We start from the raw sequence: 24,006 nt of genomic DNA on the forward strand, positions 1-24,006 counted from the left end.
CCTGCGCCAAGGTCAGCCCCTACAAGACGGTCAACCTCAACGGCGTCTCCATGACCCCCTCCCAGGCCTACGCGGCAGCACGCGGCAAACCCGACTCCGACGCCTGAGATCAGTTGTACAGTTGCGCAAAATAGCAATAAAGGCAGAAGAGAAGAGGCGGGCGGGATGCTCCGCAACGGACTGGAACCCTGGCACCTGCTGATCGTGGCGATCGTCATCATCGCGCTGTTCGGCTCGAAGAAGCTGCCCGAGGCCGCCCGCGGGCTGGGCAAGTCCCTGCGCATCCTCAAGAGCGAGACCAAGGCCATGAAGGAGGCGGGCGGCATACAGCCCCCCGCCGCCGCGACCGGGGACGCACCCGCCGACCCGGCGCTGCGGGTCATCCAGGCGCCCCCCAAAGAGACCGGAACTACCCGCCCCACAAAGGAGAATCACGCGGCCGGCTGACGCCGCACACGCCGCGCTCCTCAGGGACTGGCGACATCGAAGCCGTACCGCAGCGGCTCACCGGTCACGCCGTAGTCGCGGCGATAGACGTACACGCCTTCCGCGCGCACGCCGGACGGGGCGGCGTCGACGGGGCAGGGGTAGGTCACCTGGATCACTCGCGGCCGGTCGGAAACCCTCATGTGCAAGCCGTCCGCCGGCCCGCCGTCGAGCACGGCGGTCTCCCAGATCGCATCAGTCGTCTCCACGCCGACAGTTTAGAGCTTGCGCAACTCTTTATAGGTGTCGCTCGGGTGCTGAAGAAGCCTGCACGGCTCACCCGAGACGGCGACTGCCGGCCCAAGCCGCCCAGGCACTCGCGCCCTCTGCGCGCCCGCCTGCGCACCGATGACGCACCAAAAATGCCCCCCGACACCGCGTTTCCGCAGGTCGGAGGGTATTCCCCGGGTGGAGCCCAGCGGAGCCGAACCGGCTTTCTTCGCGCGGCGCGTCCCGTTCGCCCTCGAAGACCTTCGTCGGGGTTGGCGCGGCGCGCGCAGTCGGCCCGAGCTCCTGGACCTTGCCTTGGAAAGCGGTCAGGCGGCCCTGCGTGCCTCGGGGTGGCGCAGGCACCAGCCTTCCCAGGCGGAGGAGACCATGTCCGTCACGCTGTAACGGGCGGACCAGCCCAGGTGCTGCTTGATCGGAGTGGCGTCCGCGACGACCTTCGCCGGGTCTCCCGGGCGGCGGTCGACCACGACCGGCTCGGTGCCATAGCCGGTCACCGTGGTGATGACCTCGATCAGCTCGCGCACCGAAAGTCCCTTGCCCTGGCCGACGTTGAAAGTCCGTGCGACGCCGTCGTGCTCACGCAGGTGGCGGGTGGCGGCCAGATGTGCGGAGGCGATGTCGGCCACGTGGATGTAGTCGCGCACGCAGGTGCCGTCCGGCGTGGCGTAGTCGTCGCCGAAGATCTGGGGTGCCTCACCGGCGGTGAGCTTCTCGAAGACCATCGGGACGAGGTTCAGCACGCGCTTGTCGGCCATGGCCGGGGTGGCGGCCCCGGCGACATTGAAGTAGCGCAGGTTGATCACGTCCACCCCGTACGCCTCGTGAGCCGCCATGCCGAGCCATTCGCCGATCAGCTTGGTCTGGCCGTACGGGCTCATCGGGGAGCACGGGGTGTCCTCGGTGACCAGGTCCACATCCGGCATCCCGTAGACGGAGGCGCTGGAGGAGTACACCAGCTTCCGTACCTCGGCGGTGTTCATCGCTGACAGCAGGACGCGGAAACCCTCGACGTTCTGGTGGTAATGAGCCAAGGGAAGCTCGACGGATTCGCCGACCTGTGTCCGAGCGACCAGGTTGACGACGCCTTCCACCCGGTATTCCTGGAAAACCTGGTCCAAGGCTCGTTCATCGCGAACGTCGGCGACGACGAGGGGAACTCCGTCGGGAACGTTGGACTTCGTTCCGGTGGAGAGATCGTCCACGACGATCACGTGCTCTCCTGCGTCGTGCATTGCTTTTACGACGTGTCCGCCGATGTAGCCGGCGCCGCCTGCGACGAGCCAGAACTTCATATGCGTGGTTCCTTTGGTCGTTCGTGTAGTCATCCGCGATGCGTAGTTGGTCACCTGGCACCGGCGCTCGGAGGACTCGGGGCTGAGCACCGGGCCTGCGGACAACAGCTCGGAGCCTGCCGAATTCGGGGCGATGGATGCGTCGCGAACGATCGTCGGCCGAAGGGGCGGCCCTTTCACGCAGTCATGTGCCCCCGGTCCTCAGGGGTTCAGTGAAAAAGACCACCGCATGGATTGTCAACTTGCCTGCCCCGCCAGCTGGATGGAGTCACGTCAGGCATCTCACAACCGGAACTTTCGAAAGTGCGAGTTGTTGGTCCTTGTCTCTACTCTCTGACTTGTCGGTGCCGGCGGGGGAGCCATCCGCATGATGGCTGCCGTGCACGACAGGCAAGGGAGAAGACTGTGGGACGTTCAGTTCTCATTACCGGCGGGAATCGCGGAATCGGGCTGTCGATCGCCCGGGAGTTCGCCGCGGCCGGTGACCGGGTCGCCGTCACGTACCGCTCGGGCGAACCGCCGGAGGGGCTCTTCGGGGTTCGCTGCGATGTGACGTCGGCGGACGACGTGGAACGCGCCTTCACCGAGGTCGAGGCGGAGCACGGGCCGGTCGAGGTGGTGGTGGCCAATGCCGGGATCACCAGGGACAGGCTGCTGCTGAGGATGGACGAAGAGGACTTCGGCGCCGTGCTGGCAACCAACCTCGGCGGGGTCTTCAGGGTCGTCAAGCGCGCCGGCCGAGGGATGCTGCGGGCCAGGTCGGGACGGATCGTGTTGATCTCGTCGGTGGTCGGCATGTCGGGTGAGGCAGGCCAGTGCAACTACGCGGCGACCAAGGCGGGCCTGATCGGCTTCGGCCGTTCGCTGGCCCGGGAGCTGGGCAGTCGCGGAATCACCGTGAACATCGTGGCGCCGGGCATTGTGGCGACCGACATGACAGCCGTGCTCCCCCAGGAGCGCAGGGACGAGATCTGCGGACAGGTCCCGCTGCGGCGGATGGCCGAGCCGGGTGAGATCGCCCCGGTCGTACGTTTCATCGCCTCACCGGAGGCCGCCTACATCACCGGCGCGGTCATTCCCGTCGACGGCGGCCTCGGCATGGGGCACTGAGCCCCCAGCCCGGATCACTCTCAGGTCCCGTTCAGCGCCACTCCTAGAAGGCCAGACATGAGCAAACTCTTCGAGCCCATCAGGCTTCGCAATCTGACCGTCCCCAACCGTGTGTGGATGGCCCCCATGTGTCAGTACTCCGCGGCCTCCAGCGGCCCCGAACTCGGAGTGCCCAACGACTGGCACGTCACCCACCTGACCACCCGCGCGGTGGGCGGAGCCGGCCTGATCATGGTCGAGGCCACCGCGGTCAACCCGGAGGGCCGGATCACCCCCGGCTGCCTCGGGCTGTGGAACGACCGCCAGCAGGAGGCGTTCCGGAAGATCAACGACTCTCTGCTGGAGCACGGCACCGTTCCGGCGATCCAGCTGGCCCATGCCGGGCGCAAGGCCTCGACGGCAGCGCCCTTCCGCGGCGGGAAGGCGGTTTCCCCGGCCGACGGAGGCTGGCAGACGGTGGGTCCGAGCGCGGTACCGTTCGGCGACTACCCGACGCCGACCGAACTGACGACCCGTGAGATCGCCGGAATCGTCAAGGACTTCGCGGGCGCTGCCAGGCGGGCGCTGCAGGCCGGTTTCCAGGCCGTCGAGGTGCACGGGGCCCACGGCTTCCTGATCAACTCGTTCCTCTCGCCGTACAGCAACAAGCGGACGGACGCCTACGGCGGATCCTTCGAGAACCGCATCCGGCTCGCTCTGGAGATCGTGGACGCGGTGGGCGAGGTCTGGCCGGACGACCTCCCGATGTTCTTCCGCACGTCGGCCACCGACTGGCTGAGTGAGGACACCCGGGACGACCGCGAGGGCTGGACCGGCGAGGACACCGTGCGGCTGGCGAGGGAGCTGCTGGAGCACGGCATCGACCTGCTCGATGTGTCCAGCGGAGGCATCGCCCCGGACGCCCGGATCCCGGTCGGTCCCGGCTACCAGGTTCCGTTGGCGGAGCAGGTGCGGGGCGAGACCTCGATGCTGGTCGGCGCCGTCGGCAAGATCACTGAGCCGTGGCAGGCCGAGGAGATCCTGGAGGCGGGCAGGGCCGACGTCGTGCTGCTCGGCCGCGAACTGCTGCGCAATCCGTACTGGCCGCAGTATGCCGCGGCCAAGCTCGGCGCCGAGTCGAACTGGCCCGACCAGTACGGCTACGCGGTATAAGCCGTGGGCGCCGGAGCAGACGGAGGACGGATGAGCACGGCGACCACTCGTCGGGACCGCGACGACGGACACGGTCGCGGCGCACAGCACCGAATTCACTACCGGGGGTATGTGACATGCGAATCGCGCTGATAGCCCATGACGGGATGAAGACGGAGATGGTCGACTGGGTCGGCCATCGGTATCGCGAACTCGCCCGGCACGAGCTGGTGGCGACCGAGTCCACCGGCGCCTTGCTGGCAGAGCGGTTCGGGCTGGCCGTCCAACAGGTGGCCAGTGGTCCGCTCGGTGGTGACCAGCAGATCGGCGCGATGATCGTCGATCAACGGATAGATCTGATGATCTTCTTCTGGGACCCGATGGGACTGCACCCGCACAGCCCCGATGTGCAGGCACTCATGCGGCTGACCGTCCTTCAGGACATCCCGATGGCACTGAACCCGGCCAGCGCCGACCGCATCCTGCAGTCACCGGCCGCGAACAGCCGGCCGGAGGGCGCCGGTGCCGCTGCCGGCCGACGGCGGACGCCGTCGGCGCGGCCCGGTGCCGTCGCCCGGCGGACGCCGTCGGGGAACCCCGCCGCCTCCCGGGGCTCGGTCGTCCCGACCACCTCACGGCGGACCCCGGCATCCCGGTGGGCCGACACGTCCACGCCCTCTTCGGCTCCCCGCCGTGGCCCATGGGGCGAACGCCGCTCCCGCCGTACCCCCACCGTCCCCTCCCAGAGGTAAGCCGTGTCCTCGTCTCCGCCCACAAAGGTCCTTCTCGCACTCACCAGCCATGGCGAGCTGGGAGACACGGGCCGCAGCACCGGGTTCTACGTGCCCGAAGCGGCGCACCCCCATGAGGTCTTCACCAAGGCCGGTTACCAGGTCGACTTCGTCTCCGTGCGCGGCGGTTCGTCGCCGCTGGACGGTTTCGAACCCGACGACGAGCATTCAGCCCGGTTCCTTGCCGATCCGGTGGTGGCCGCGCAGCTCGCCGACACGCCCACTGCGGACCGGCTCGATCCCATGGACTACACCGCCGTGTACTTCGTCGGCGGGCACGGGACGATGTGGGACTTCCCGGATGCCACCGAGCTGACCGCCTTCGCGGGGGCGGTGTACGAGCGGGGTGGTGTGGTGGCGGCGGTGTGCCACGGCCCGTCCGCCCTGGTCAATCTGCGGCTCTCCGACGGCACTTACCTCGTTGACGGCAAGGAGGTCGCGGTCTTCACCAACGACGAGGAAGTGTCGGTTGGGCTGGCCGAGGTGGTTCCGTTCCTCCTGGAGACGCGGCTGACGGAGCGTGGGGCCAAGGTCCGCACCGGTCCGATGTGGGCCGAGAACACTGTGTCGGACGGCCGTCTGGTGACGGGACAGAATCCCGCCTCCGCGGCGCGGGTGGCCGAGCTCACGGTGCGGACACTCGCTTCGGGAAACGAGGCGTAGTGCGGACCGCGACCGCTGCCGGGATGCCGGAGCCGGCGCTGTCCCGGGCCACGGTGGGGCGTGCCGGGGAGCACCGGACGGACGAGGCCTGGCTGAGTGCGGCGTGGCTCCGGGACAGTACCCGGGTGGTATTGGTGGCACAGGACCGGACCCTGGTGGCCGAGGACGGTACAGGGCAGGCAGAGGTCGTCTTGCTGCCGTCCTCGGCGGCACCCGACGGGATGCGGTACTTCCTCGGCTCGGACACCGCGGGGGTGGACTACTTCGCCGTCTCGGTGCCTGACCTGGAGTCCTGCCGAGCACCCGGTGTTCGCGAGGCCGGACTCCGCGAGATCGCGGCCCTCCTGACCGCCAGGGACGCCGGGCTGCTGGTCCACGCCGTGGCACTGGACACCTGGCACCGGACCCACCCCTTCTGCCCCCGGTGCGCGCACTCCACCGAAATCGCCTTCGGCGGGCACATGAGGCGCTGTCTCTCCTGCGGGACGGAGCACTTCCCGCGTACGGACCCGGCGGTGATCATGCTGGTCACCGATGGCCAGGACCGCTGCCTGCTGGCCCGGAACTCGGCGTGGCCCGAGGGCCGTTGGTCCGTGCTGGCAGGGTTCGTGGACCCCGGTGAGTCCCTGGAGCAGGCGGTCCGCCGGGAGCTGCTGGAGGAGGTCGGCGTCCGGACGGACTCGGTCGAGTACGCCGGGAGCCAGGCATGGCCGTTCCCCGCGAGCTTGATGATCGGTTTCTTCGGGCGGGCCACGGATCCGGGGATCACGGTGGACGGCGAGGAGATCGCCCAGGCGTGCTGGTTCTCCCGGGCTCAGCTGCGGGAGGCGATGGCCGAGGGAGCGGTGGCGCTGCCGTCCGGTGTGTCGATCGCCCGGGTGATGATCGAACACTGGCATGGCGGTCCGCTTCCGCAGTCGAACTCCTGGTGAGCCAGGAGTCTCTGACCTGCTGACTGGCGTTGCCCCGGCCCTGTCTCCGGGCAACGCCAGTCAATGACCCTGCTACCTGGAGCCCTCGTACAGCTGCACCGGGATGAGCGAGACCAGCCGCAGCCCCCCGTTGCCCAGCGGGGAGGTCATGACGATCTCGATGGTCGTCGGTGTCTCCTGGCCCGCCAGGAACAGCTCGCGCCGGTTCCCGTTCGCATGCTCGACGACCTGGTGCCGGCTCCACAGCCGGCGTGCACATGCGCTGGTTTCGAGGATCTCGTCGACAACCGCGCTCAGCCGGAGGTTCTCCGGGTGGCGGGCCTGCGCCATCCGCATCTGGGCCAGCATCGGCCCGGCCCACTCCTGCTCCCAGCGGTGGAAGCGAATTCGTCTGCCGGTATCGGAAGTGAACACTTCTTTGGCGATGTTCTGGCCGGTGAGTCCGTTGGGGAACCATTCGCTGAATTCCCGGTTCTGGTAAACGACGTCCCAGGCCGTGTCGGATGCGTAGGCGGGCCAGGGCTGGAGTTCGAGCAGCCGACGGACTCCGTCGGTGATGCCGGTCTCCTGGCAATTCGCAGGACTCGTCGGCTCCCAGCCGACCGCGTGAAGGAACAGAAGCTTTCGTTCGGCCTCGTCCAGTCTCAGGGCGCAGGAGACACGGTTCAGAAAGTCCTCCGAATACTGCGCCGCGACGCCCCGTTCGAACTTCCCGTACCAGACGCTGCTGACACCGGTCATCCGGGCCATGTCCTCCTGGCTGACCATCTTGGACCTGGCCTGGGTGGCCTGGTGGCTTCCCCTCAGTTCCGGGATCCGATCCCGGGTGAGGCGTCTGCGCCAGTCCCTCACAAGTGTGGAGAGATTGTCCGGAGAGCCCGGTTCGTGTGTCACAGGATATTCCCCCGTTCGGCCTTGCTGAACGACCAAGGATACCGGCTGTCCGGTTTTCCATGACTCGGTAAACCCGGGCGAGAACGGGGAGATCCGGCGTCGGCTGCTCGACTGTGGCAGGGGCGGGACAAAAGCCGGTTCTTCTGTGGCAGAACCGGGACGATCGCGTGGCTTCAGCCCTTCTTCCAGAAGGAATTCGAATAGCTTCCACAAGAAACCCTAATAGGTACCGAGCGACGCCTTCTTGCGGTGGCCGGGGAAGCTGCCGCCGAAGCCGTCGACGGCAACAGGGTCATCACTCGACGCCGGCCGGCCTTGGAAGTTCCACAGCCCGGGGTCAGGGTGCGGCGGGCGTCGGATCGGGTGAGCACGAGCGGAAGAGGAGGCCGTTCCACGCTCCGAGCGCGCGGGCCATGCGCGCCACGAGGGCCGCCTTCAAGGGTCTTCGAGGGACGGCAAGGGTCTTCGAGGGACAGCAAGGTGACGAGCCCACCTGCTCACAAGAATGCGGCCGCGCTGGTGGCCGGGCCCCTGGGCGACGTCCCCGGCGCGATACTCACGCTCCACCTCGCTGACACGTCAGCACGGAAAACCGGCACAAAAAGACCCCTCCAACCACGTTTCCGCAGCTCAGAGGGGCTTTGATAAGTGGAGCCTAGGGGAGTCGAACCCCTGACATCCGCCATGCAAAGACGGCGCTCTACCAACTGAGCTAAGGCCCCGGGAAGCAGCGACCTGCCGGAGATGTCGCGTTCCGGCGGGTGCTGCAGACCAGAGTACCGGGTCACCCCCGGTGTTCCGCAAAAAGATTGGGGGTCCCCGCAGATGACCACTCTCCGTAAGATGCTCGACGTGGTTCGCTACAGCGAACCGCGGTTTTTCAGGGGAAGCGATGGGGAGACGCAATGGACGCCGCACAGCAGGAAGCCACCGCGAGAGCGCGGGAGCTGCAGCGGAACTGGTACGGAGAGCCGTTGGGGGCGCTCTTCCGTAAGCTCATCGAAGATCTCGGGCTCAATCAGGCCCGTCTCGCGGCGGTCCTGGGGCTGTCCGCTCCGATGCTCTCGCAGCTGATGAGCGGCCAGCGCGCGAAGATCGGCAATCCCGCCGTGGTCCAGCGGGTGCAGCTGCTGCAGGAGCTGGCGGCCCAGGTCGCGGACGGCAGTGTGAGTGCCGCCGAGGCGACCCAGCGCATGGAGGAGATCAAGAAGTCGCAGGGGGGCTCCGTGCTCAGCAACACCACCCAGACCACGAGCGGTTCGGGCGCGCCGACGGTCAAGCGGGTGGTCCGCGAGATCCAGTCGCTGCTGCGCTCGGTGGCCGCCGCGGGCGACATCATCGATGCCGCCGACAGCCTCGCCCCGACCCACCCGGAACTGGCTGAGTTCCTCCGCGTCTACGGCGCCGGCCGCACCTCCGACGCCGTCGCGCACTACCAGTCCCACCAGAACTAGCAGCTCCGGCCCGGTTCACGGAGGGGGTCCGGGAGCCGGGCCGGGGCCCAGGTCCCTGGGGGGATCGGGGGACAGCGGGACCAGTCCTCGGGCGAGGACGGGGTCGTATCACTCATCTCACTCACCCAGTCATCGCGGGGGAGAGACCGGGGAAGGTCAGGGGGAAGCGAGAGAAGCGGGGAAGCGGGGAAGCGGGGAAGTAAGGGGACAGAGGGACTGGCGGGGGGCCAGGGGGAGGAGTGATGGGCTTTCATGGGTGAGGTCTTCGCCGGACGGTACGAGCTGGCCGACCCGATCGGACGCGGTGGCGTGGGCGCCGTATGGCGCGCCTGGGACCACCGCCGACGGCGCTATGTGGCCGCCAAGGTGCTCCAGCAGCGCGACGCCCACTCCCTGCTGCGCTTCGTCCGCGAGCAGGCCCTGCGGATCGATCACCCGCATGTCCTCGCCCCGGCCAGCTGGGCCGCCGACGACGACAAGGTGCTCTTCACCATGGACCTGGTCGGCGGCGGCTCACTGGTCCATCTCGTCGGTGACTACGGCCCCCTGCCGCCCGCGTTCGTGTGCACCCTGCTCGACCAGCTGCTGTCCGGCCTCGCCGCCGTCCACGCCGAGGGCGTCATCCACCGGGACATCAAGCCCGCCAACGTCCTCCTCGAAGCCACCGGAACCGGCCGGCCGCGGCTGCGGCTGTCCGACTTCGGCATCGCCATGCGGCTCGGCGAACCCCGGCTGACGGAGACCAACCTCGTGGTGGGCACGCCCGGTTATCTCGCGCCCGAGCAGATGCTCGGCTCCGAACCCGACTTCCCCGCCGACCTGTTCGCCGTGGGGCTGGTCGCGCTGTATCTCCTCGAAGGCGCCAAGCCCGACGCCAAGGCGCTCGTGGAGCACTTCGCGGACCACGGGACGCCCGGGCCGCCCAAGGGCATCCCGGAGCCGCTCTGGCAGGTCGTCGCCACCCTGCTCCAGCCCGACCCGGACGCGCGCTTCCGCACCGCCACGGGTGCCCGCAAGGCCCTCGCCACCGCCGCGGAACTCCTGCCGGAGCCCGAACCCGACGACGAGCTGATCGAGATCTTCGACCAACTGGGGCCGCTCCCACCCGGGTTCGCCCCCGAAGGCCCCCTCAAGCAGGCCTCCGGAGTGGCCCTGGAACTGGTCGAGCCGGTCGAGGGCGCGGACACGACTCCGGCGCCGGATGCCGGCCCCGGCCCCGGCACGGCTTCCCACGACGACCCGGGCACCGGCTCCCTCTCGGACACCGGCAGCTTCCGTCTCCCGCCTCCCCAAGAGCCCTCCACTCCCGAGCGGTACCGCCAAGAGCCCCCGGCCCCTGAGCCGTACCACCGACAACCACCCCAGCACGCCGTCGAGCAGCTGCCTCAGGCCGCCACTCCCTCCCCCTACCCCTCGTACGTCCCACAGCCCCAGCCCCCGTCCGAACCCTCCTCCCAACTCCCGCCCCACCAGCCGTACTTCTCTCCCCACACCCCCACCCCGAGCGCGACGACAGGGCATCGTGGCGATGCCTCCACCGCTTCGTACACCACCCAGAACGCGCAGGTTCCGCCTCCGCCCCCGCCTCGGCCGGTCTCCGGCGCGCCCGCGCAACGGCACAGGGCGAGCCGGTCGCGCCGGGCGGGCCGGAGTCGGCGGAGCGGGCCGCCGGCCAAGGTGGCGATCCCGATGCTGCTCCTGGCCCTGGCCTGTTACGCGGTGGGCTTCTGGGCGTTGACCCGGGTCTGAGCCCGCCGTGCCGTCACGGTCCAGACGGCGAGCACCAGCAGCAGCGCGGTCCCCAGACCGATTCCGCCGATCGCTACGAGCCTCATCCCGGAGTCGCCCCCGCCCCCGGTGCTCCCGGTGCCCCCCGTGCCCCCAGTGAGCGCCGCCGCCTGGTCCGGCCCGGTGAGCGTGAACACATCGCCCGGCACGGGCCGCCCGGCGTACTGCGGCCCCGCATGCGCCCGCCCGGTCACCCGGACCCGCAGCGTCACACCGAACGGACCCCGCCCGTACAGGCTGGTCAGCTGCTCGCTGAGATGCAGAACCAGGTAGTAGTCGCCGGCGAAGCGGACCGAGGTCACCCCGGCGGGAGCGGCGTAGCGGTTGGCGTACTCCACCGGCGGGAGCGGTGCGAGTACGGCGGGCTTCCGGATGCCGGTGTAGCCGAGGGCGGCGTCCTCGGCGTAGCCGCGGACGGGGTTGTAGAGGGAGAGGTTCAATGCGCCGCCGACATACCCGTGCCCCGAGGCACCGTCCAGTTCGGCCGAGGCGTTCAGTTGCCGGCCCCAGTCGACCGGCACCTTGTAGAACCGGGTCTCACCGGGCACCAGACCGGTCCGCCACACCCCTTGGCCCAGCGGGCGGGCCGAGGCGAAACCGGTGCCGCCGGAGGCGTCGCGGGGCGTACCGCCGAGCGGCTCGGGGGTGGCGGAGTCCCAGGTCTGCGGTGCGGAGGTGGAGCCGGCCCGGGCCGGGCGCGGTTCCGTGGCGGGCGCGATCTCCAGGTCCCAGCGCTGTGCCGGGGCTGCCGTACCGGAGCCCTCGGCGTCGAGGCGCTGGACGAGCACAGAGAACGTCCCCTTGCCCTGGCACAGCGTCTTGCCCGCCTCCCGCTGTCCCAGCGCGGTGACCGGGCGCGGGCTGAGCCCCGCCCCGAAACGGGCGGAGGCGTAGCCGCAGGGCGTGCCGTGCGCGTCCTGGACCGACACCCTGATGCCGTCGGTGGCGGAGACGGTGGCGTTCGCCGGGGGTACGGCGGTGACGGGGACGTAGGCCGTGTCGGCGGCGGTGAGGTCGAGCCGGTAGTAGAGGCTGCCGTTCCTCGGCAGGGAGCTGCGGTAGACACGGCCGGGGTCCAGCCGTTCGGCCGTCGCCGGGTCCGGCGTGCCCGCGACATCGCGGGCGCCGGGTGCGAAGGCGTACGACCGCCCGTCCTCAGCGGCGGCAGCGGGCGCGGTCGCGGTACCGGCCGCCGGCAGGACGAGCAGCGCACACAGTCCCGACAGCAGAACCGTCCGCAGCGCACCGGCGCCGAAGACCGCCCGCCGGCCGAACCGCCCCTCCCGCTCCCGCCACCGCCACGCCGTACGTCGCCCTCGCCCCCGCACGTGCCGCCCTCCCCTGGTCGCACTCTCCGTACCGGACCACATGAACGCCTACAGCACCCGCCGGGCCCCCGCAACAGGAAGCGGCACTGGAGGGGCAACACAAAACCCCGACCGCGCAGGCGGTCGGGGTCTGTTCAGATTCTGGTATCGGCACTCACGAACCCGTGGGCACGGAGTCAGTCGCCTCCGTCCACAGATCCTGCTCGGCGCGATCCGCCTGGATCTGGCGGTACACGAGGAGCCCGCCGATGGCGGCCAGTGCGACCAGGAGCAGCTTCTTCACCGCGCGACCTCGTCTTTCCTTGACGTAGGGGACCTCTGGCGCCCGACTATACACACCGACCGATATCGATCGGTTATCTGCGTCGGGCCCCAACTCCCGCCTCCGGCAGCGCAATAGCCCTGGTCCGGCGCCGTTCCGATCGGAGGGTGATCACACCTCCACGGACCGTTACTTTGCTCCCTCTTCGCTCACCCTCACCAGCTTTTGGGAGTTTTCCGGCCCTCTTACCGCCATCCGGGTGGTGTTGATCTGAACATCGACGCGCCACGGGCGTAGGTCCACCACTTCGCGGCCCACATACACATCATGAGGAAAGTACGCAAATCGCCCAACCCGAAAGTGAGGGGCCATGACCCAGAACAAGGTCATGAACCTGTGGACCGCCATCGTCACCGCCTTCCTCGCGCTGTGCACGGCGCTCGGACTCATCACCACCACGACCGCCACGACCGCGACGGCGGCACCTCAGACCGAGAGCACCCGCACCGGTACCGCACAGCGGACCGTCCCGACGATCCCGGCGCCACGCCACTGGGCCTGGTCCTATTCCAGAGCACTGCCCCCCACGATGAAGCAACGCATCCGGGCCGAGGCCCACGGAAAGTCCCCGAGCTGCCGACAGCGTCCCCTCACCGACACCCCGGAGAGCACGGCCGTTCCTGAAGAACCCACGGCGGCGAGACTCGACTGCTGACCCTCCGCCTCCCCCTCGCAACACCGCGACGTCTCGACACAGGGCGACTTGCGTACGCATCAGTCGATACGGACAGACCCCCGGCCAGGTTGGGCCGGGGGTCTTGCGCTGTTCTCACCCGCCGTTGTCACCCGGGCGACATGACGGACACCATGGCGCACACACCCACTCCGCTCCCGGAAAGGTGGTGAGTGCCGCCGTGTCCCGGCGCGTCACCGTCATAACCGCTGTCCACGGCCCGTCCGCGCGCTTCCTGACGGAGGCCCACGCCTCCCTGTGCGAGCAGCGGCTGCCCGGTGGCTGGGACTGGGAATGGGTGATCCAGCAGGACGGCACGACGGACGAGGTCCGCGCGTACGTCCCGGACGACGCGCGCGTGAGCTTCGGCCGGGGCCGGCCGGGCGGGCCCGGAGTCGCCCGTACGATCGCGCTGGCGCGCGCCGGGGGCACGTATGTGAAGGTCCTGGACGCGGACGACCGGCTCACGCCGGGCACCCTGGCCCGCGATCTGGCCGTGCTGGAGGCGGACCGCACCATCGGCTGGACGACATCCCGGGCCCTCGACCTGCTGCCCGACGGCTCCACGGCCGGTTTCCCGGACGACCCGGACGACGGCCCGCTCGACCGCGGTTCCGTGCTCGATCACTGGAAGCGGAACGACTTCCGCGCCCCGGTCCATCCGGCGACCCTCTGCGTCCGGCGGGAGCTGCTCGTCGCACTCGGCGGCTGGATGGCCCTGCCGGCCTCCGAGGACACGGGCCTGCTGCTGGCGCTGGACGCGGTGAGCCGCGGCTGGTTCTCGGCGGAGGCCGGCCTGCTGTACCGCAAGTGGGACGGCCAGGTCACGGGCCAGGCGTCCCATGTAGACCCCGTCGAGCGCGCGGCCCGTACGACGGTCACCGAGGCGCGGGCCCGCGCCCTGGCCGACCTCGGGTGGACCTACCCGGCCGACGCCCACACTCCCTGAACCACCGCCCGAGCACGTCGAGTTACGGTCCGAGGACGTTGAGTTGTCACTTGAGCGTGATCGCCTGAGACGGGCACTTCTCGACCGCTTCCAGGACCCGCGGGTCGTCGGCGGACTCCTCCCGGCCGGGCCTTACGACGCCGTATCCGTCGTCGAACGCGAACACGTCCGGCGCCCGGTGCGCGCACTCGGCGGAGCCGTAGCACAGCGAGCGGTCGACGGAGACCTTCATACGCCCTCCAGCCCTAGACGGTGGCTTCCAGGACGTCACTGCCCGGCGAACGGCACACCGAACCGGACCCGTGCGCGCTACCCCTGCCCGCCGGCGACCGAGAGCCAGTGGGCCACCCGGCGGACCGTCGGCTCGTCGAGCAGCTCGGCCATCGCCCGTACCGCCTCACCGTCCTCGGCGCCCAGGTCGTACAGGCCCGCCTTGCTCAGACCGGCCAGGAGGACCTGGTGCCGACGGCCGGTCATGCGTTCCGCGAGCTTGGCCGGCGCACCGGCGCCGGGCGCGGGCGGGGCGGCGGGGGCAGGGGCGGTTTCCCTCGCGGTAGGGGCGTCGAAGAGGTGCCAGGCGCCGTCAGTGCCGTCATCGGGGCCCCACAGCGCGACCGTCACCTCCTCGCCGCGCGCCCGCACGGTCTGGGTCATGTCGCCGACGGCGTACAGCACCGGAGCCCGGTCGGGGGACTCGGCGCCCACCGTCCAGGAGTCCTGGTCAGGCCGGTGGAACATCGCGACCCAGCGCGGGGCACCGGGCGGTGGCGGGCACGGGGGACGTTTCTGCATGGCACACACCCCTTCGGGAACAGGACGCTCACCCCTGCGGGAACAGCCGGCGGAGGGAACCGTATCTGACGGCTCGTCAGATGACCAGGGTCCGCCCGGACCCGACCCGTGCTTCTGGTCTCTTCACGGCCGGCATGGCACCCTGCCCGCACCCCGGAGCGGGGTGCGGTGTCGTCCCGGACGAGGGAGGCCGAGGATGGGCGAACAGGAAGCAGCAACAGCCGCCGGAGCGATCACGGAGGCCGAAGCGCTGCGCAGGCTCCACGGGGCCCGCGCGCACAGCGCCCACGACCGCGCGGTCGCCGCGTGCCGGTACGCCGGTGTCGGTCAGGACCAGGCCGAGGTCGTACCGAGGGACCCCGTCGGCCGGGCCGCCAACGCGCTGCGGCTGTCAGCCAAGTCCCTCGCCGCGCTGACCGCGGCCGCCCCAGATCCCGCAGCGGACGCCCGCTGCGCCCGCAACGCCGCCGCCACCGCGGCACTGGCCGCCCAGGTGGCCGCGGCACGGGACGGCGACACCACACCCTCGGCCACGACATCCGTCACGGCATCGCCCACGGCGTCCGCCGTCGCCTGCACCACGGCTCTGCGCGCCGCGCTCGCGGCCTCCCAGGCCGCCGCGGCCGCTGCCGGGGGCAGTGCGCGGGGCCAGGACGCGGCCCTGAACGCCTGCGCCGAGGAGGCCGAGCGGCACGCCGTGGCCACGGCCCGCGCGGCCGGCTGGTTCGAAGCGATCACGACCAACTGAGGCAGAGCGCGCGGATCAGACAGAACGCATGACACTGGGTGATGTTTCACGTGAAACGTCACCCGGTCCGCCCGGACACACCCCCACCCGCCCGGCACCGGTCCCTCCCCTCGTGGGGACCGGTGCCGAACGGTGCGGGATGTCGACCCGTGCCATGTCGGCTCGGCACGGGTCGAAGAAGGGGAGCGGCCCGAAGGCGGTGTCCGCTCGTAGGTCGTCGGTAGAAGTTGGCCGAGATCCCTCGGCGCTGCGGCTCCGTCTCGCCGGGCCCAGGGCCGTGGCCTGTTCGGATGGTGCGGGACGGCGCCGGACGGTGTGTGACCGGTCCGCTACCGCGTCCGGATCCTGCCATCTGTTGCCCGCCCGCGAGGAGACCGCGACCTCCGGCCCAGTGCTTATCCGCAGGTCAGCCGTATAAGGTGGGTTTTCCGGTCCGGACGTCCAGATGCGGGGGGAAAGTAAAGGGGTGGGGCCTTGGGTTCCGACTCAGGGACACGCACAGCTTTCGCCGAGCGCCTCGCGCTGCTCTACAAGGAGGCTGGAAACCCTCCCCTGAAGAGCGTCGCCGAGGCGGTCGTACGGCTGCAGCGAGTGGACGAGCGCGGGCGGCCCGTGCGCGTGTCGGCCCAGCGGATCAGTGACTGGCGCCGGGCCAAGAACGTGCCGGCCCAGTTCACCGCCCTCGCGGCGGTGCTGCACATCCTGATCCCGGAGGCGCGCCGGCTGCGGCCCGCGCCGGTGTCCTCGGGCCTGTACGACCTCGCGCACTGGCAGCGGCTCTGGGAGCGCGCGCTGGCCGACCCGGTCGGCGACCGGCCCGCACCGCCCGCCGAGGAGGACCGGCGGCCGCCCGCCGAGGCCCCGTCCGTCACCGGCGGTGTCTGCCCCTACCGGGGGCTGGCCCCCTACCGGCAGGAGGACGCCCGGTGGTTCTTCGGCCGGGAACGGAGCACGAGTGCGCTCGTCACACAGCTGCGGGCCGCGGAGCGGACCGGCGGCCTGGTGATGCTCGTGGGCGCCTCAGGAGCGGGCAAGTCCTCGCTGCTGAACGCCGGCCTGGTGCCGGCCCTGCGCGGCGGCGCCCTGCGCGACGACTCCGGCGCACTGGCCGACGCCCCCTCCTCCCCCACGAGCTCCAGCGGTAATGGCAAGAACGCGGCCGGCTGCGTCCTGCACCTCGTCCCGGGTGCCGACCCCCTGGGTGAGCTGGTCCGTCGTATCCCCGATCTCACCGACGTCGTCGCCGACGCGCGCCGGGCCGAGCAGGAGGCGACGGAGAACCCGGGGGTTCCCGGCTCCGAGTCGCCCCGGGTGGCCCGGGCGGCGCGCGAGGCCGTGTCGGAGTGGGCGCGCCGTGAGGCGGCCCCCGAGACCCGGCCGGTCGTGGTCGTGGACCAGTTCGAGGAGGCGTTCACGCTCTGCCCGGACGAGGCCGACCGGCGGACGTTCATCCAGCTGCTGCACGCCGCCTGCACCCCGTCCGCCGGCTCGTACGGGCCTGCCCCGGTCCTCGTCGTCCTCGGCGTCCGCGCCGACTTCTACGAGCAGTGCCTCGGCTATCCGGAACTGGCCGACGCCCTCCAGCACCAGCACATGGTGCTCGGCCCGCTGACCAGCGCCGAGCTGCGCGACGCGGTGACCGGACCGGCCAAGGCCGTGGGTCTGGAGCTGGAGGCGGGGCTCGCCGAGCTGATCGTCCGCGAGGTGAGCGCCGACGGCCCGCGCGGGGCACACGACGCGGGCGTGCTCCCGCTGCTCTCGCACGCCCTGCTCGCCACGTGGCAGCGCCGCAAGGCCGGACGGCTGACGCTGGCCGGCTACCGCGCGGCTGGCGGGATCCAGGGAGCCGTAGCGGCGACCGCCGAGCGAGCCTGGTCGGGACTCGACCCGGCGGCCCGTGCGGCCGCCCGGCTGCTCCTGCTGCGACTGGTCCGCCTCGGCGAGGACACCCAGGCCACCCGCCGGCGCGGCACCCGGCGCCAGCTCGCGGCGGAGTCGGCGGACCCCGGCAAGACGGAGGAGTCGCTTGAGGCCCTGGTCCGGGCCCGGCTGGTGACGCTGGACGCGGACACCGTGGAGATCACCCACGAGGCGCTGCTGCACGCCTGGCCCCGGCTGCGGCACTGGATCGACGACGACCGGGGCGACCAGCTGCTGCGCCAGCGGCTGGAGGAGGACGGCCGGGCCTGGGAGGGCTCGGGCCGGGACAGCTCGCTGCTGTACCGGGGCTCCCGGCTGGAGCAGGCCCGCAGCTGGGCGAGATCGGCCGGGGACACTTTCCTGACCCGCAGCGCGGTGGAGTTCCTGGCCGCCTCGGTACGGCTGCGCAAGCGCACGGTGTGGATCAGCCGGGCCGCGGTGGCGGCGCTGGTGGTGCTGGCGCTGGTCGCGGGCGTTTCGGCGGTGATCGCCTGGCAGCAGCGGGACGACGCCGTCTTCGAGCAGGTGCTCGCCGAGGCCGACCGGGTCCAGCACACGGATCCGTCCCTGGCCGCGCAGCTCGACCTGGTCGCCCATCAGCTGCGCCCGGACGACGAGGGGACGTACAGCCGGCTGATCTCGATCGTGAACGCGCCGCTGGCCACCCCCCTGTCCGGCCACACCGGCGCCGTCTACCTCACCACCTTCAGCCCCGACGGCAAGACCCTGGCCACGGCCAGCTACGACCGGACCGTGCGGCTGTGGAACGTGGCCGACCCGAGCCGTCCCACGCCCCTCGGCAAGCCGCTGACCGGGCACACCGGCTGGGTGAGCAGCGCGGTCTTCAGCCCGGACGGACGCACCCTCGCGAGCGCCGGCGACGACGGAACAGTCCGGCTGTGGAACGTCACCGACCCCGCCCACCCGCGGCCCCTCGGCAAGCCGCTCACCGGCCACAAGGGCACGATCTACCTGATCGCCTTCAGCCCCGACGGCCACACGCTGGCCTCGGCGAGCGAAGACCGCACGGTACGGCTGTGGAACATGGCCGACCCCGCCCACGCGTCCGCGCTGGGCTCCCCGCTGACCGGCCACAGCGCCGCGGTGCGCAGCCTCGCGTTCAGCCCTGACGGCCACACCCTCGCGGCAGGCGGCGACGACCGCACGATCCTGCTGTGGAACACGGCCGACCCGCGCCACCCGAAGCCGTACCCCACGGCCCTGAAGGGCCACACGGACCTCGTGCACTCGGTGGCGTTCAGCCCCGACGGCCACACCCTGGCCAGCGGCAGCGCGGACGACACGATCCGGCTGTGGGACGTGGCCGACCCCGCGCACCCGTCCGCGCTGGGCTCCCCGCTGACCGGCCACACCGGTCCGATCTGGTCGGTGGCGTTCAGCCCGGACGGCCGCAGACTGGCGGCGGCGAGCGCGGACAGCACGGCGAGCCTGTGGAACGTGACCGATCCGACGTCCCCCTCGCAGGTCGGCCAGCCGCTCGCGGGCAGCAGCGGCGAGATGTACGCCCTGGGGTTCAGCCCCGACAGCCGGACCCTGGCCACCGGCAGCGGCGACGGCAAGGTGCGGCTGTGGTCGGTACCGACCACCGATGTGATCGGCCGCAGCGCGGTGTTCCGCCCGGACGGAAAGGTGCTGGCCACGGTGGCCCGGGACGGCCGGGTCCGGCTGTGGAACGTGGCACGGCCCGGCCGGCCCGTGCCGCTGGGCGATCCGTTCATGCAGGGAAAGGACGGCCGGCGGGTGCTGTTCTCGCCCGACGGCCGCACCCTCGTGGTCCTCACCCCCAACCGGTTGGTGTACCTGTGGAACGTCACCGACCCCGGCCGTCCGGTCCCCGCCGGAGCGCCCCTCGCCCTGCAGAACCGCTTCATGGGCCCCAACGCGCTGGCGTACAGCCCGGACGGCCACACCCTCGCCACCGCCTACGACGACCACAGGTTCCAGCTGTGGAACGTCACCGACCCCGCCCACGCCGTACCGCTCGGCAAGCCGGTCAGCAGCCACCGGGGGTACATCAACGCCCTCGTCTTCAGCCCCGACGGCCATACCCTGGCCAGCGGCAGCGCGGACAGCACCATCCGCCTGTGGAACGTCACCGACCCGGCCCGCCCGGCCCCGCTCGGCACCCCGGTCGCCGGGCACTCCGGGCCGGTCAACGCACTCGCGTTCACGCCCGACGGCCACACCCTGGCCAGCGGCAGCGACGACGACACGGTCCGGCTGTGGAACGTCACCGACCCCACCTCGGTGTCCGCGCTCGGCAAGCCGCTCATCGGCCACAGCGAGGCGGTGACCTCACTGACGTTCACCCCCGACGGGCACATTCTGGCCAGTGGCGGCGACGACAACACCGTCCGGCTGTGGAACGTCTCCGACCCCGGCTCGGCGAGGCCCATCGGCCAGTCGATGAGCCCCAATGGCCAGACGGGCAACTTCCTGTCCTTCAGCCCCAGGAGCCGCGTCCTGGGCCTCTCCAGCGGCGACAACACGGTCCGGCTCCTCAGCCTGGACACCGACGCGGCGATCGAACACATCTGCTCCGTCACCCGGGGCGTGCTGACCCCGCAGAGATGGCACGAATACCTGCCCCGCCTCTCCTACGGCCCTCCGTGCGGTCGATGATCGGCCAACCTGACTGATTCCCGGCCGACTTGCCCCCACGAGCCGCCCAGTCTTGTTACCCTTGGCCACAGCCCGATCGCTGGTGCATCCCCCGTCGCCAGCGATCGGGCCTTTTTCACGGCGCCCCCGCGCACTTCCCGTATCTCTCCCGCGCCCGCCCTACGGCTTTCCTGTGTCTTCCCTGCGGAGCTCCGGCGGCCTGCCCACGGTGCGTTGGACGATCCGGACCAGAAACGCCGAAGACCCCCAGTCCAAATGGACCGGAGGTCTTCGTCTGATGTGGGGCTAACAGGATTTGAACCTGTGGCCTCATCCTTATCAGGGATGCGCTCTAACCAACTGAGCTATAGCCCCGCCGCGCTCTGCGGTGTGTCCCGCGCGCTGACTCCTGAAGATTAGCGCACGACCACGTCAGTCCCAAAATCGGTTGTCGGGGGACCATCAGGTCAGCAACCCGCGGGGCGCGCGGAGGGGCTCACTCGTCCTCGGCGAGGGTCAGCTCGATGCCGCCCACGAAGCCCGCGGAGAGGTTGTAGATGAACGCGCCGAGTGTCGCGAGGGCCGTGGCCAGGACCACGTCGATGACCGCGATGATCGTCGTGAACGTCAGGACGTGGGGGAGCGACAGGAACGCCTGCAGGTCGAAGCCGTTCGCCTCGTTCGAGCCGGTCGCCTCCGAGATCGTGCCGCCCACCGTCGAGAACACGCCCATCGCGTCCATGACCATCCACAGCACCGCCGAGGCGACGATCGTGCAGATGCCGAGCGCGATGGAGAGCAGGAAGCTGACCTTCATCACCGACCACGGGTCGGCCTTGGCCACCCGCAGCCGCGCCTTACGGGTGCGCGGCGCCGTCCGGGCGCCGGTACGCGGCCGCCGTACGGCACCGGCCGGCGGCTGCGCCGGATAGGCCTGCGGCGGGTGGTACGGCCCGGCGGGCTGCTCCGGATGCCGCACCCCGGGGAGCGGGGACGACGACTGTGCCTCGCCGGCCGCGGCCGGGCCTCGGGTGTCCGTCACGGTTCCCCCCTGGGATCCAGGTGTGCCGGAGGAGCCGTTCTCGGACACCTTCACCGGCTTCAGGTTGGTCGTGTGCGGGTCGGGCGGGCCCGCCGGGCCCGCCGCGTTCGCGGCGGAGCCACGGCCGCCGCCGTCCGTTTCCGTACCCGTGGAGGTACCGGCCGATCCGGCGCCCGTGGCTCCGCTCACGATGACTCACTCCTCGTGCTACTCGGCCGAGGGCGACTCACCCTCGTCCGTGCCGGCGGTCGCGGCACCCTCGGCGGGCTCGTCCACGACCACGTCGCCGTCGACTTCCTCCGCCTCGCGCCCCGCCTCGGCGTTACGTGCGATACCGACCACGGCATCGCGCTTGCCCAGGTTGATCAGTTGGACGCCCATGGTGTCACGGCCCGTCTCCCTGACCTCGTTGACTCGCGTACGAATCACGCCGCCGGAGAGGGTGATCGCGAGGATCTCGTCCGTCTCCTCGACGACCAGCGCGCCGACGAGCGAGCCACGATCCTCCACGATCTTGGCGGCCTTGATGCCGAGGCCGCCGCGGCCCTGGACGCGGTACTCGTCGACGGCGGTCCGCTTCGCGTACCCACCGTCGGTGGCAGTGAACACGAACGTACCGGGTCGAACAACATTCATGGACAGAAGTTCATCGCCCTCGCGGAAACTCATGCCCTTGACACCGGAGGTGGCGCGGCCCATCGGGCGCAGGGAGTCGTCGGAGGCGGTGAACCTGATCGACTGTGCCTTCTTGCTGATCAGAAGGAGATCGTCGTCGGCCGAGACGAGTTCGGCACCGATCAGTTCGTCGTCGCTGCCGTCCTCGCGCTCACGCAGGTTGATCGCGATCACACCGCCGGAGCGGGGCGAATCGTAATCCTTCAGAGGCGTCTTCTTGACCAAGCCGGACTTGGTGGCCAGCACCAGATACGGCGCCGCCTCGTAGTCACGGATGGCGAGGATCTCGGCGATCGCCTCGTCCGGCTGGAAGGCGAGCAGGTTCGCCACGTGCTGGCCGCGCGCGTCCCGGCCGGCCTCGGGCAGTTCGTACGCCTTCGCCCGGTACACCCGGCCCTTGTTGGTGAAGAACAGCAGCCAGTGATGGGTGGTGGAGACGAAGAAGTGGTCGACGATGTCGTCTTCCTTCAGCTTCGTGCCGCGCACGCCCTTGCCACCGCGCTTCTGGGCGCGGTAGTCGTCCGTCTTCGTCCGCTTGACGTAGCCGCCGCGCGAGACGGTGACGACGATGTCCTCCTCGGCGATCAGGTCCTCGATGGACATGTCGCCCTCGTACGGGATCAGCTTGGTCTTGCGGTCGTCGCCGTACTTCTCGACGATCGCGGCCAGTTCCTCGCTGACGATCCCGCGCTGGCGGACCGGGGAGGCGAGGATCTCGTTGTACTCGTTGATCTTCGCCTGGAGTTCGTCGTGCTCCTGGAGGATCTTCTGGCGCTCCAGGGCGGCCAGCCGGCGCAGCTGCATCTCAAGGATGGCGTTGGCCTGCTTCTCGTCGATCTCCAGGAGGCCCATCAGGCCGTCGCGCGCGACATCGGCGGTCTCACTGCGCCGGATCAGCGCGATGACCTCGTCGATGGCGTCCAGGGCCTTCAGCAGACCGCGCAGGATGTGCGCGCGCTCCTCGGCCTTGCGCAGCCGGAACCGGGTCCGGCGGACGATGACCTCGATCTGGTGCGTCACCCAGTGCCGGATGAACGCGTCCAGGGACAGCGTGCGCGGAACACCGTCGACCAGCGCCAGCATGTTGGCGCCGAAGTTCGTCTGCAGGTCCGTGTGCTTGTACAGGTTGTTCAGCACGACCTTGGCGACCGCGTCCCGCTTCAGGACGATCACCAGACGCTGGCCGGTGCGGGACGACGTCTCGTCGCGGACGTCGGCAATGCCGCCGATCTTGCCGTCCTTGACCAGGTCGGCGATCTTCTGCGCCAGGTTGTCCGGGTTGACCTGGTACGGCAGTTCGGTCACGACCAGGCACTGGCGGCCCTGGATCTCCTCGACCTCGACCACCGCGCGCATCGTGATCGAGCCGCGCCCGGTGCGGTACGCCTCCTCGATGCCCTTGCGGCCCACCACCAGGGCGCCGGTCGGGAAGTCCGGGCCCTTGATGCGCTCGATCAGGGCGTCGAGCAGCTCCTCGTGCGAGGCCTCCGGATTCTCCAGGTACCACTGGGCGCCGGCCGCGACCTCGCGCAGGTTGTGCGGCGGGATGTTGGTCGCCATACCGACCGCGATACCGGCCGAGCCGTTGATCAGCAGGTTCGGGAAGCGGGAGGGCAGGACGGTCGGCTCCTGGGAGCGGCCGTCGTAGTTGTCCGTGAAGTCGACGGTCTCCTCGTCGATGTCGCGGACCATCTCCATCGACAGCGGCGCCATCTTGCACTCGGTGTACCGCATGGCGGCCGCCGGGTCGTTGCCCGGAGAGCCGAAGTTGCCGTTGGAGTCCACCAGCGGCATCCGCATCGACCACGGCTGGGCGAGGCGCACCAGGGCGTCGTAGATCGAACTGTCGCCGTGGGGATGGTAGTTACCCATGACGTCACCGACCACGCGCGCGCACTTGTAGAAGCCGCGGTCGGGGCGGTAGCCACCGTCGTACATCGCGTAGAGCACGCGCCGGTGGACGGGCTTGAGGCCGTCCCGGACGTCGGGCAGCGCACGGGACACGATGACGGACATCGCGTAGTCCAGGTACGAGCGCTGCATCTCCGTCTCGAGCCCGACGGGCTCGACACGCATGACGACCTCGCCGCCCTCGGTCTCAGGGTTTTCCGGAGTGTTCTCGTCGGCCATTGCTGGTGAAGATCCTTCCTGGTGCGGTCAGCT

At 70.4% G+C, this 24,006-nt stretch carries 21 protein-coding genes and 2 tRNA genes; 12 read left to right on the forward strand and 11 right to left on the reverse strand.

All coding sequences use genetic code 11. The features are described from left to right. The first annotated feature begins 165 nt into the window (after positions 1–165). Positions 166–447, forward strand: coding sequence for a Sec-independent protein translocase subunit TatA (gene tatA, locus AV521_RS19925; protein WP_076089831.1), 282 nt, complete (start codon positions 166–168; stop codon positions 445–447). 20 nt (positions 448–467) lie between these two features. Here the strand turns inward: tatA and AV521_RS19930 are convergent, their stop codons facing one another. Together AV521_RS19930 and galE are read right to left on the reverse strand one after the other, a co-directional pair. Further along, entirely contained in the window at positions 468–695 is a 228-nt protein-coding gene (locus tag AV521_RS19930) for a hypothetical protein (RefSeq protein WP_076089832.1), read from the reverse strand. A gap of 327 nt (positions 696–1,022) precedes the next feature. Further along, positions 1,023–2,009, reverse strand: a complete 987-nt coding sequence (gene galE / locus AV521_RS19935; protein ID WP_076089833.1) for a UDP-glucose 4-epimerase GalE — start codon at positions 2,007–2,009, stop codon at positions 1,023–1,025. Positions 2,010–2,414: 405 nt separating this feature from the next. On the opposite strand from galE, the gene AV521_RS19940 reads away from it, so the two are divergent. From AV521_RS19940 to nudC, 5 genes are all read left to right on the forward strand, one after another. Continuing rightward, positions 2,415–3,119 (forward strand): beta-ketoacyl-ACP reductase, encoded by a 705-nt coding sequence (locus AV521_RS19940; protein ID WP_076089834.1) that lies wholly within the window; start codon positions 2,415–2,417, stop codon positions 3,117–3,119. 57 nt (positions 3,120–3,176) lie between these two features. Beyond that, positions 3,177–4,271, forward strand: a complete 1,095-nt coding sequence (locus AV521_RS19945) for an NADH:flavin oxidoreductase/NADH oxidase (RefSeq protein WP_076089835.1) — start codon at positions 3,177–3,179, stop codon at positions 4,269–4,271. A gap of 116 nt (positions 4,272–4,387) precedes the next feature. Further along, complete coding sequence (locus AV521_RS19950) at positions 4,388–5,002, forward strand: methylglyoxal synthase (protein ID WP_079249335.1); 615 nt, start codon at positions 4,388–4,390, stop codon at positions 5,000–5,002. Between the two features lie 3 nt (positions 5,003–5,005). After that, positions 5,006–5,704: a type 1 glutamine amidotransferase domain-containing protein gene (locus AV521_RS19955; protein WP_076089837.1), complete on the forward strand. Its 699-nt coding sequence runs from the start codon at positions 5,006–5,008 to the stop codon at positions 5,702–5,704. Between the two features lie 23 nt (positions 5,705–5,727). Further along, a complete protein-coding gene (gene nudC / locus AV521_RS19960; RefSeq protein ID WP_076090030.1) occupies positions 5,728–6,636 on the forward strand; it encodes an NAD(+) diphosphatase in 909 nt (302 codons plus the stop codon). Between the two features lie 72 nt (positions 6,637–6,708). On the opposite strand, the gene AV521_RS19965 is transcribed toward nudC, so the two are convergent. Continuing rightward, positions 6,709–7,404 carry a helix-turn-helix transcriptional regulator gene (locus AV521_RS19965; protein WP_079249336.1) on the reverse strand — a complete coding sequence of 232 codons (696 nt, stop codon included), beginning with the start codon at positions 7,402–7,404 and terminating at the stop codon, positions 6,709–6,711. A 775-nt stretch (positions 7,405–8,179) separates the two neighbouring features. Continuing rightward, positions 8,180–8,252, reverse strand: a tRNA-Ala gene (locus AV521_RS19970). 183 nt (positions 8,253–8,435) lie between these two features. Here AV521_RS19970 and AV521_RS19975 point away from each other — a divergent pair. Together AV521_RS19975 and AV521_RS19980 are read left to right on the forward strand one after the other, a co-directional pair. Then, the gene (locus tag AV521_RS19975; protein ID WP_076089839.1) at positions 8,436–8,984 is read left to right on the forward strand and encodes a helix-turn-helix transcriptional regulator; all 549 of its coding nucleotides are present in this window, start codon (positions 8,436–8,438) and stop codon (positions 8,982–8,984) included. Positions 8,985–9,236: 252 nt separating this feature from the next. Then, on the forward strand, positions 9,237–10,733 hold the full coding sequence (locus tag AV521_RS19980; protein WP_076089840.1) for a serine/threonine protein kinase: 1,497 nt from the start codon (positions 9,237–9,239) through the stop codon (positions 10,731–10,733). Here the strand turns inward: AV521_RS19980 and AV521_RS19985 are convergent. Next, the gene (locus AV521_RS19985) at positions 10,697–12,100 is read right to left on the reverse strand and encodes a hypothetical protein (protein ID WP_076089841.1); all 1,404 of its coding nucleotides are present in this window, start codon (positions 12,098–12,100) and stop codon (positions 10,697–10,699) included. The two genes, AV521_RS19980 and AV521_RS19985, sit on opposite strands and share 37 nt — an antisense overlap. Before the next feature lie 154 nt (positions 12,101–12,254). Further along, positions 12,255–12,383 (reverse strand): DLW-39 family protein, encoded by a 129-nt coding sequence (locus AV521_RS50105; protein WP_003999697.1) that lies wholly within the window; start codon positions 12,381–12,383, stop codon positions 12,255–12,257. A 349-nt stretch (positions 12,384–12,732) separates the two neighbouring features. On the opposite strand from AV521_RS50105, the gene AV521_RS19995 reads away from it, so the two are divergent. After that, complete coding sequence (locus AV521_RS19995) at positions 12,733–13,077, forward strand: DUF6344 domain-containing protein (protein WP_076089843.1); 345 nt, start codon at positions 12,733–12,735, stop codon at positions 13,075–13,077. A 187-nt stretch (positions 13,078–13,264) separates the two neighbouring features. Next, the gene (locus tag AV521_RS20000) at positions 13,265–14,044 is read left to right on the forward strand and encodes a glycosyltransferase family A protein (protein ID WP_179023242.1); all 780 of its coding nucleotides are present in this window, start codon (positions 13,265–13,267) and stop codon (positions 14,042–14,044) included. Positions 14,045–14,090: 46 nt separating this feature from the next. Here the strand turns inward: AV521_RS20000 and AV521_RS20005 are convergent, their stop codons facing one another. Continuing rightward, complete coding sequence (locus tag AV521_RS20005; RefSeq protein WP_076089844.1) at positions 14,091–14,276, reverse strand: ferredoxin; 186 nt, start codon at positions 14,274–14,276, stop codon at positions 14,091–14,093. Positions 14,277–14,353: 77 nt separating this feature from the next. Beyond that, the gene (locus tag AV521_RS20010) at positions 14,354–14,836 is read right to left on the reverse strand and encodes a hypothetical protein (RefSeq protein WP_076089845.1); all 483 of its coding nucleotides are present in this window, start codon (positions 14,834–14,836) and stop codon (positions 14,354–14,356) included. Positions 14,837–15,032: 196 nt separating this feature from the next. On the opposite strand from AV521_RS20010, the gene AV521_RS20015 reads away from it, so the two are divergent. Beyond that, entirely contained in the window at positions 15,033–15,584 is a 552-nt protein-coding gene (locus AV521_RS20015) for a hypothetical protein (protein ID WP_076089846.1), read from the forward strand. A 474-nt stretch (positions 15,585–16,058) separates the two neighbouring features. Further along, positions 16,059–20,147 (forward strand): WD40 repeat domain-containing protein, encoded by a 4,089-nt coding sequence (locus AV521_RS20020; RefSeq protein ID WP_076089847.1) that lies wholly within the window; start codon positions 16,059–16,061, stop codon positions 20,145–20,147. Positions 20,148–20,427: 280 nt separating this feature from the next. Here the strand turns inward: AV521_RS20020 and AV521_RS20025 are convergent. The 3 genes from AV521_RS20025 to gyrA all read right to left on the reverse strand — a co-directional run bounded on the left by AV521_RS20025 (position 20,428) and on the right by gyrA (position 23,973). Then, a tRNA-Ile gene (locus AV521_RS20025) sits at positions 20,428–20,501 on the reverse strand. Between the two features lie 121 nt (positions 20,502–20,622). Beyond that, the gene (locus tag AV521_RS20030) at positions 20,623–21,357 is read right to left on the reverse strand and encodes a DUF3566 domain-containing protein (protein WP_076089848.1); all 735 of its coding nucleotides are present in this window, start codon (positions 21,355–21,357) and stop codon (positions 20,623–20,625) included. A gap of 18 nt (positions 21,358–21,375) precedes the next feature. Beyond that, complete coding sequence (gene gyrA, locus AV521_RS20035; RefSeq protein WP_076089849.1) at positions 21,376–23,973, reverse strand: DNA gyrase subunit A; 2,598 nt, start codon at positions 23,971–23,973, stop codon at positions 21,376–21,378. Positions 23,974–24,006 lie beyond the last annotated feature (33 nt).

The organism is Streptomyces sp. IMTB 2501 (genome assembly GCF_001953885.1).
GTDB lineage: Bacteria > Actinomycetota > Actinomycetes > Streptomycetales > Streptomycetaceae > Streptomyces.

What these genes read in the sequence shown, in the direction of transcription:
- tatA (WP_076089831.1), top strand. Translation starts at nt 166, where the DNA reads ATGCTCCGCAACGGACTGGAACCCTGGCACCTGCTGATCGTGGCGATC.
- galE (WP_076089833.1), bottom strand. Translation starts at nt 2,009, where the DNA reads ATGAAGTTCTGGCTCGTCGCAGGCGGCGCCGGCTACATCGGCGGACAC.
- AV521_RS19945 (WP_076089835.1), top strand. Translation starts at nt 3,177, where the DNA reads ATGAGCAAACTCTTCGAGCCCATCAGGCTTCGCAATCTGACCGTCCCC.
- AV521_RS19950 (WP_079249335.1), top strand. Translation starts at nt 4,388, where the DNA reads ATGCGAATCGCGCTGATAGCCCATGACGGGATGAAGACGGAGATGGTC.
- nudC (WP_076090030.1), top strand. Translation starts at nt 5,728, where the DNA reads ATGCCGGAGCCGGCGCTGTCCCGGGCCACGGTGGGGCGTGCCGGGGAG.
- AV521_RS19965 (WP_079249336.1), bottom strand. Translation starts at nt 7,404, where the DNA reads ATGGTCAGCCAGGAGGACATGGCCCGGATGACCGGTGTCAGCAGCGTC.
- AV521_RS19975 (WP_076089839.1), top strand. Translation starts at nt 8,436, where the DNA reads ATGGACGCCGCACAGCAGGAAGCCACCGCGAGAGCGCGGGAGCTGCAG.
- AV521_RS19980 (WP_076089840.1), top strand. Translation starts at nt 9,237, where the DNA reads ATGGGTGAGGTCTTCGCCGGACGGTACGAGCTGGCCGACCCGATCGGA.
- AV521_RS19995 (WP_076089843.1), top strand. Translation starts at nt 12,733, where the DNA reads ATGACCCAGAACAAGGTCATGAACCTGTGGACCGCCATCGTCACCGCC.
- AV521_RS20005 (WP_076089844.1), bottom strand. Translation starts at nt 14,276, where the DNA reads ATGAAGGTCTCCGTCGACCGCTCGCTGTGCTACGGCTCCGCCGAGTGC.
- AV521_RS20010 (WP_076089845.1), bottom strand. Translation starts at nt 14,836, where the DNA reads ATGCAGAAACGTCCCCCGTGCCCGCCACCGCCCGGTGCCCCGCGCTGG.
- AV521_RS20015 (WP_076089846.1), top strand. Translation starts at nt 15,033, where the DNA reads ATGGGCGAACAGGAAGCAGCAACAGCCGCCGGAGCGATCACGGAGGCC.
- gyrA (WP_076089849.1), bottom strand. Translation starts at nt 23,973, where the DNA reads ATGGCCGACGAGAACACTCCGGAAAACCCTGAGACCGAGGGCGGCGAG.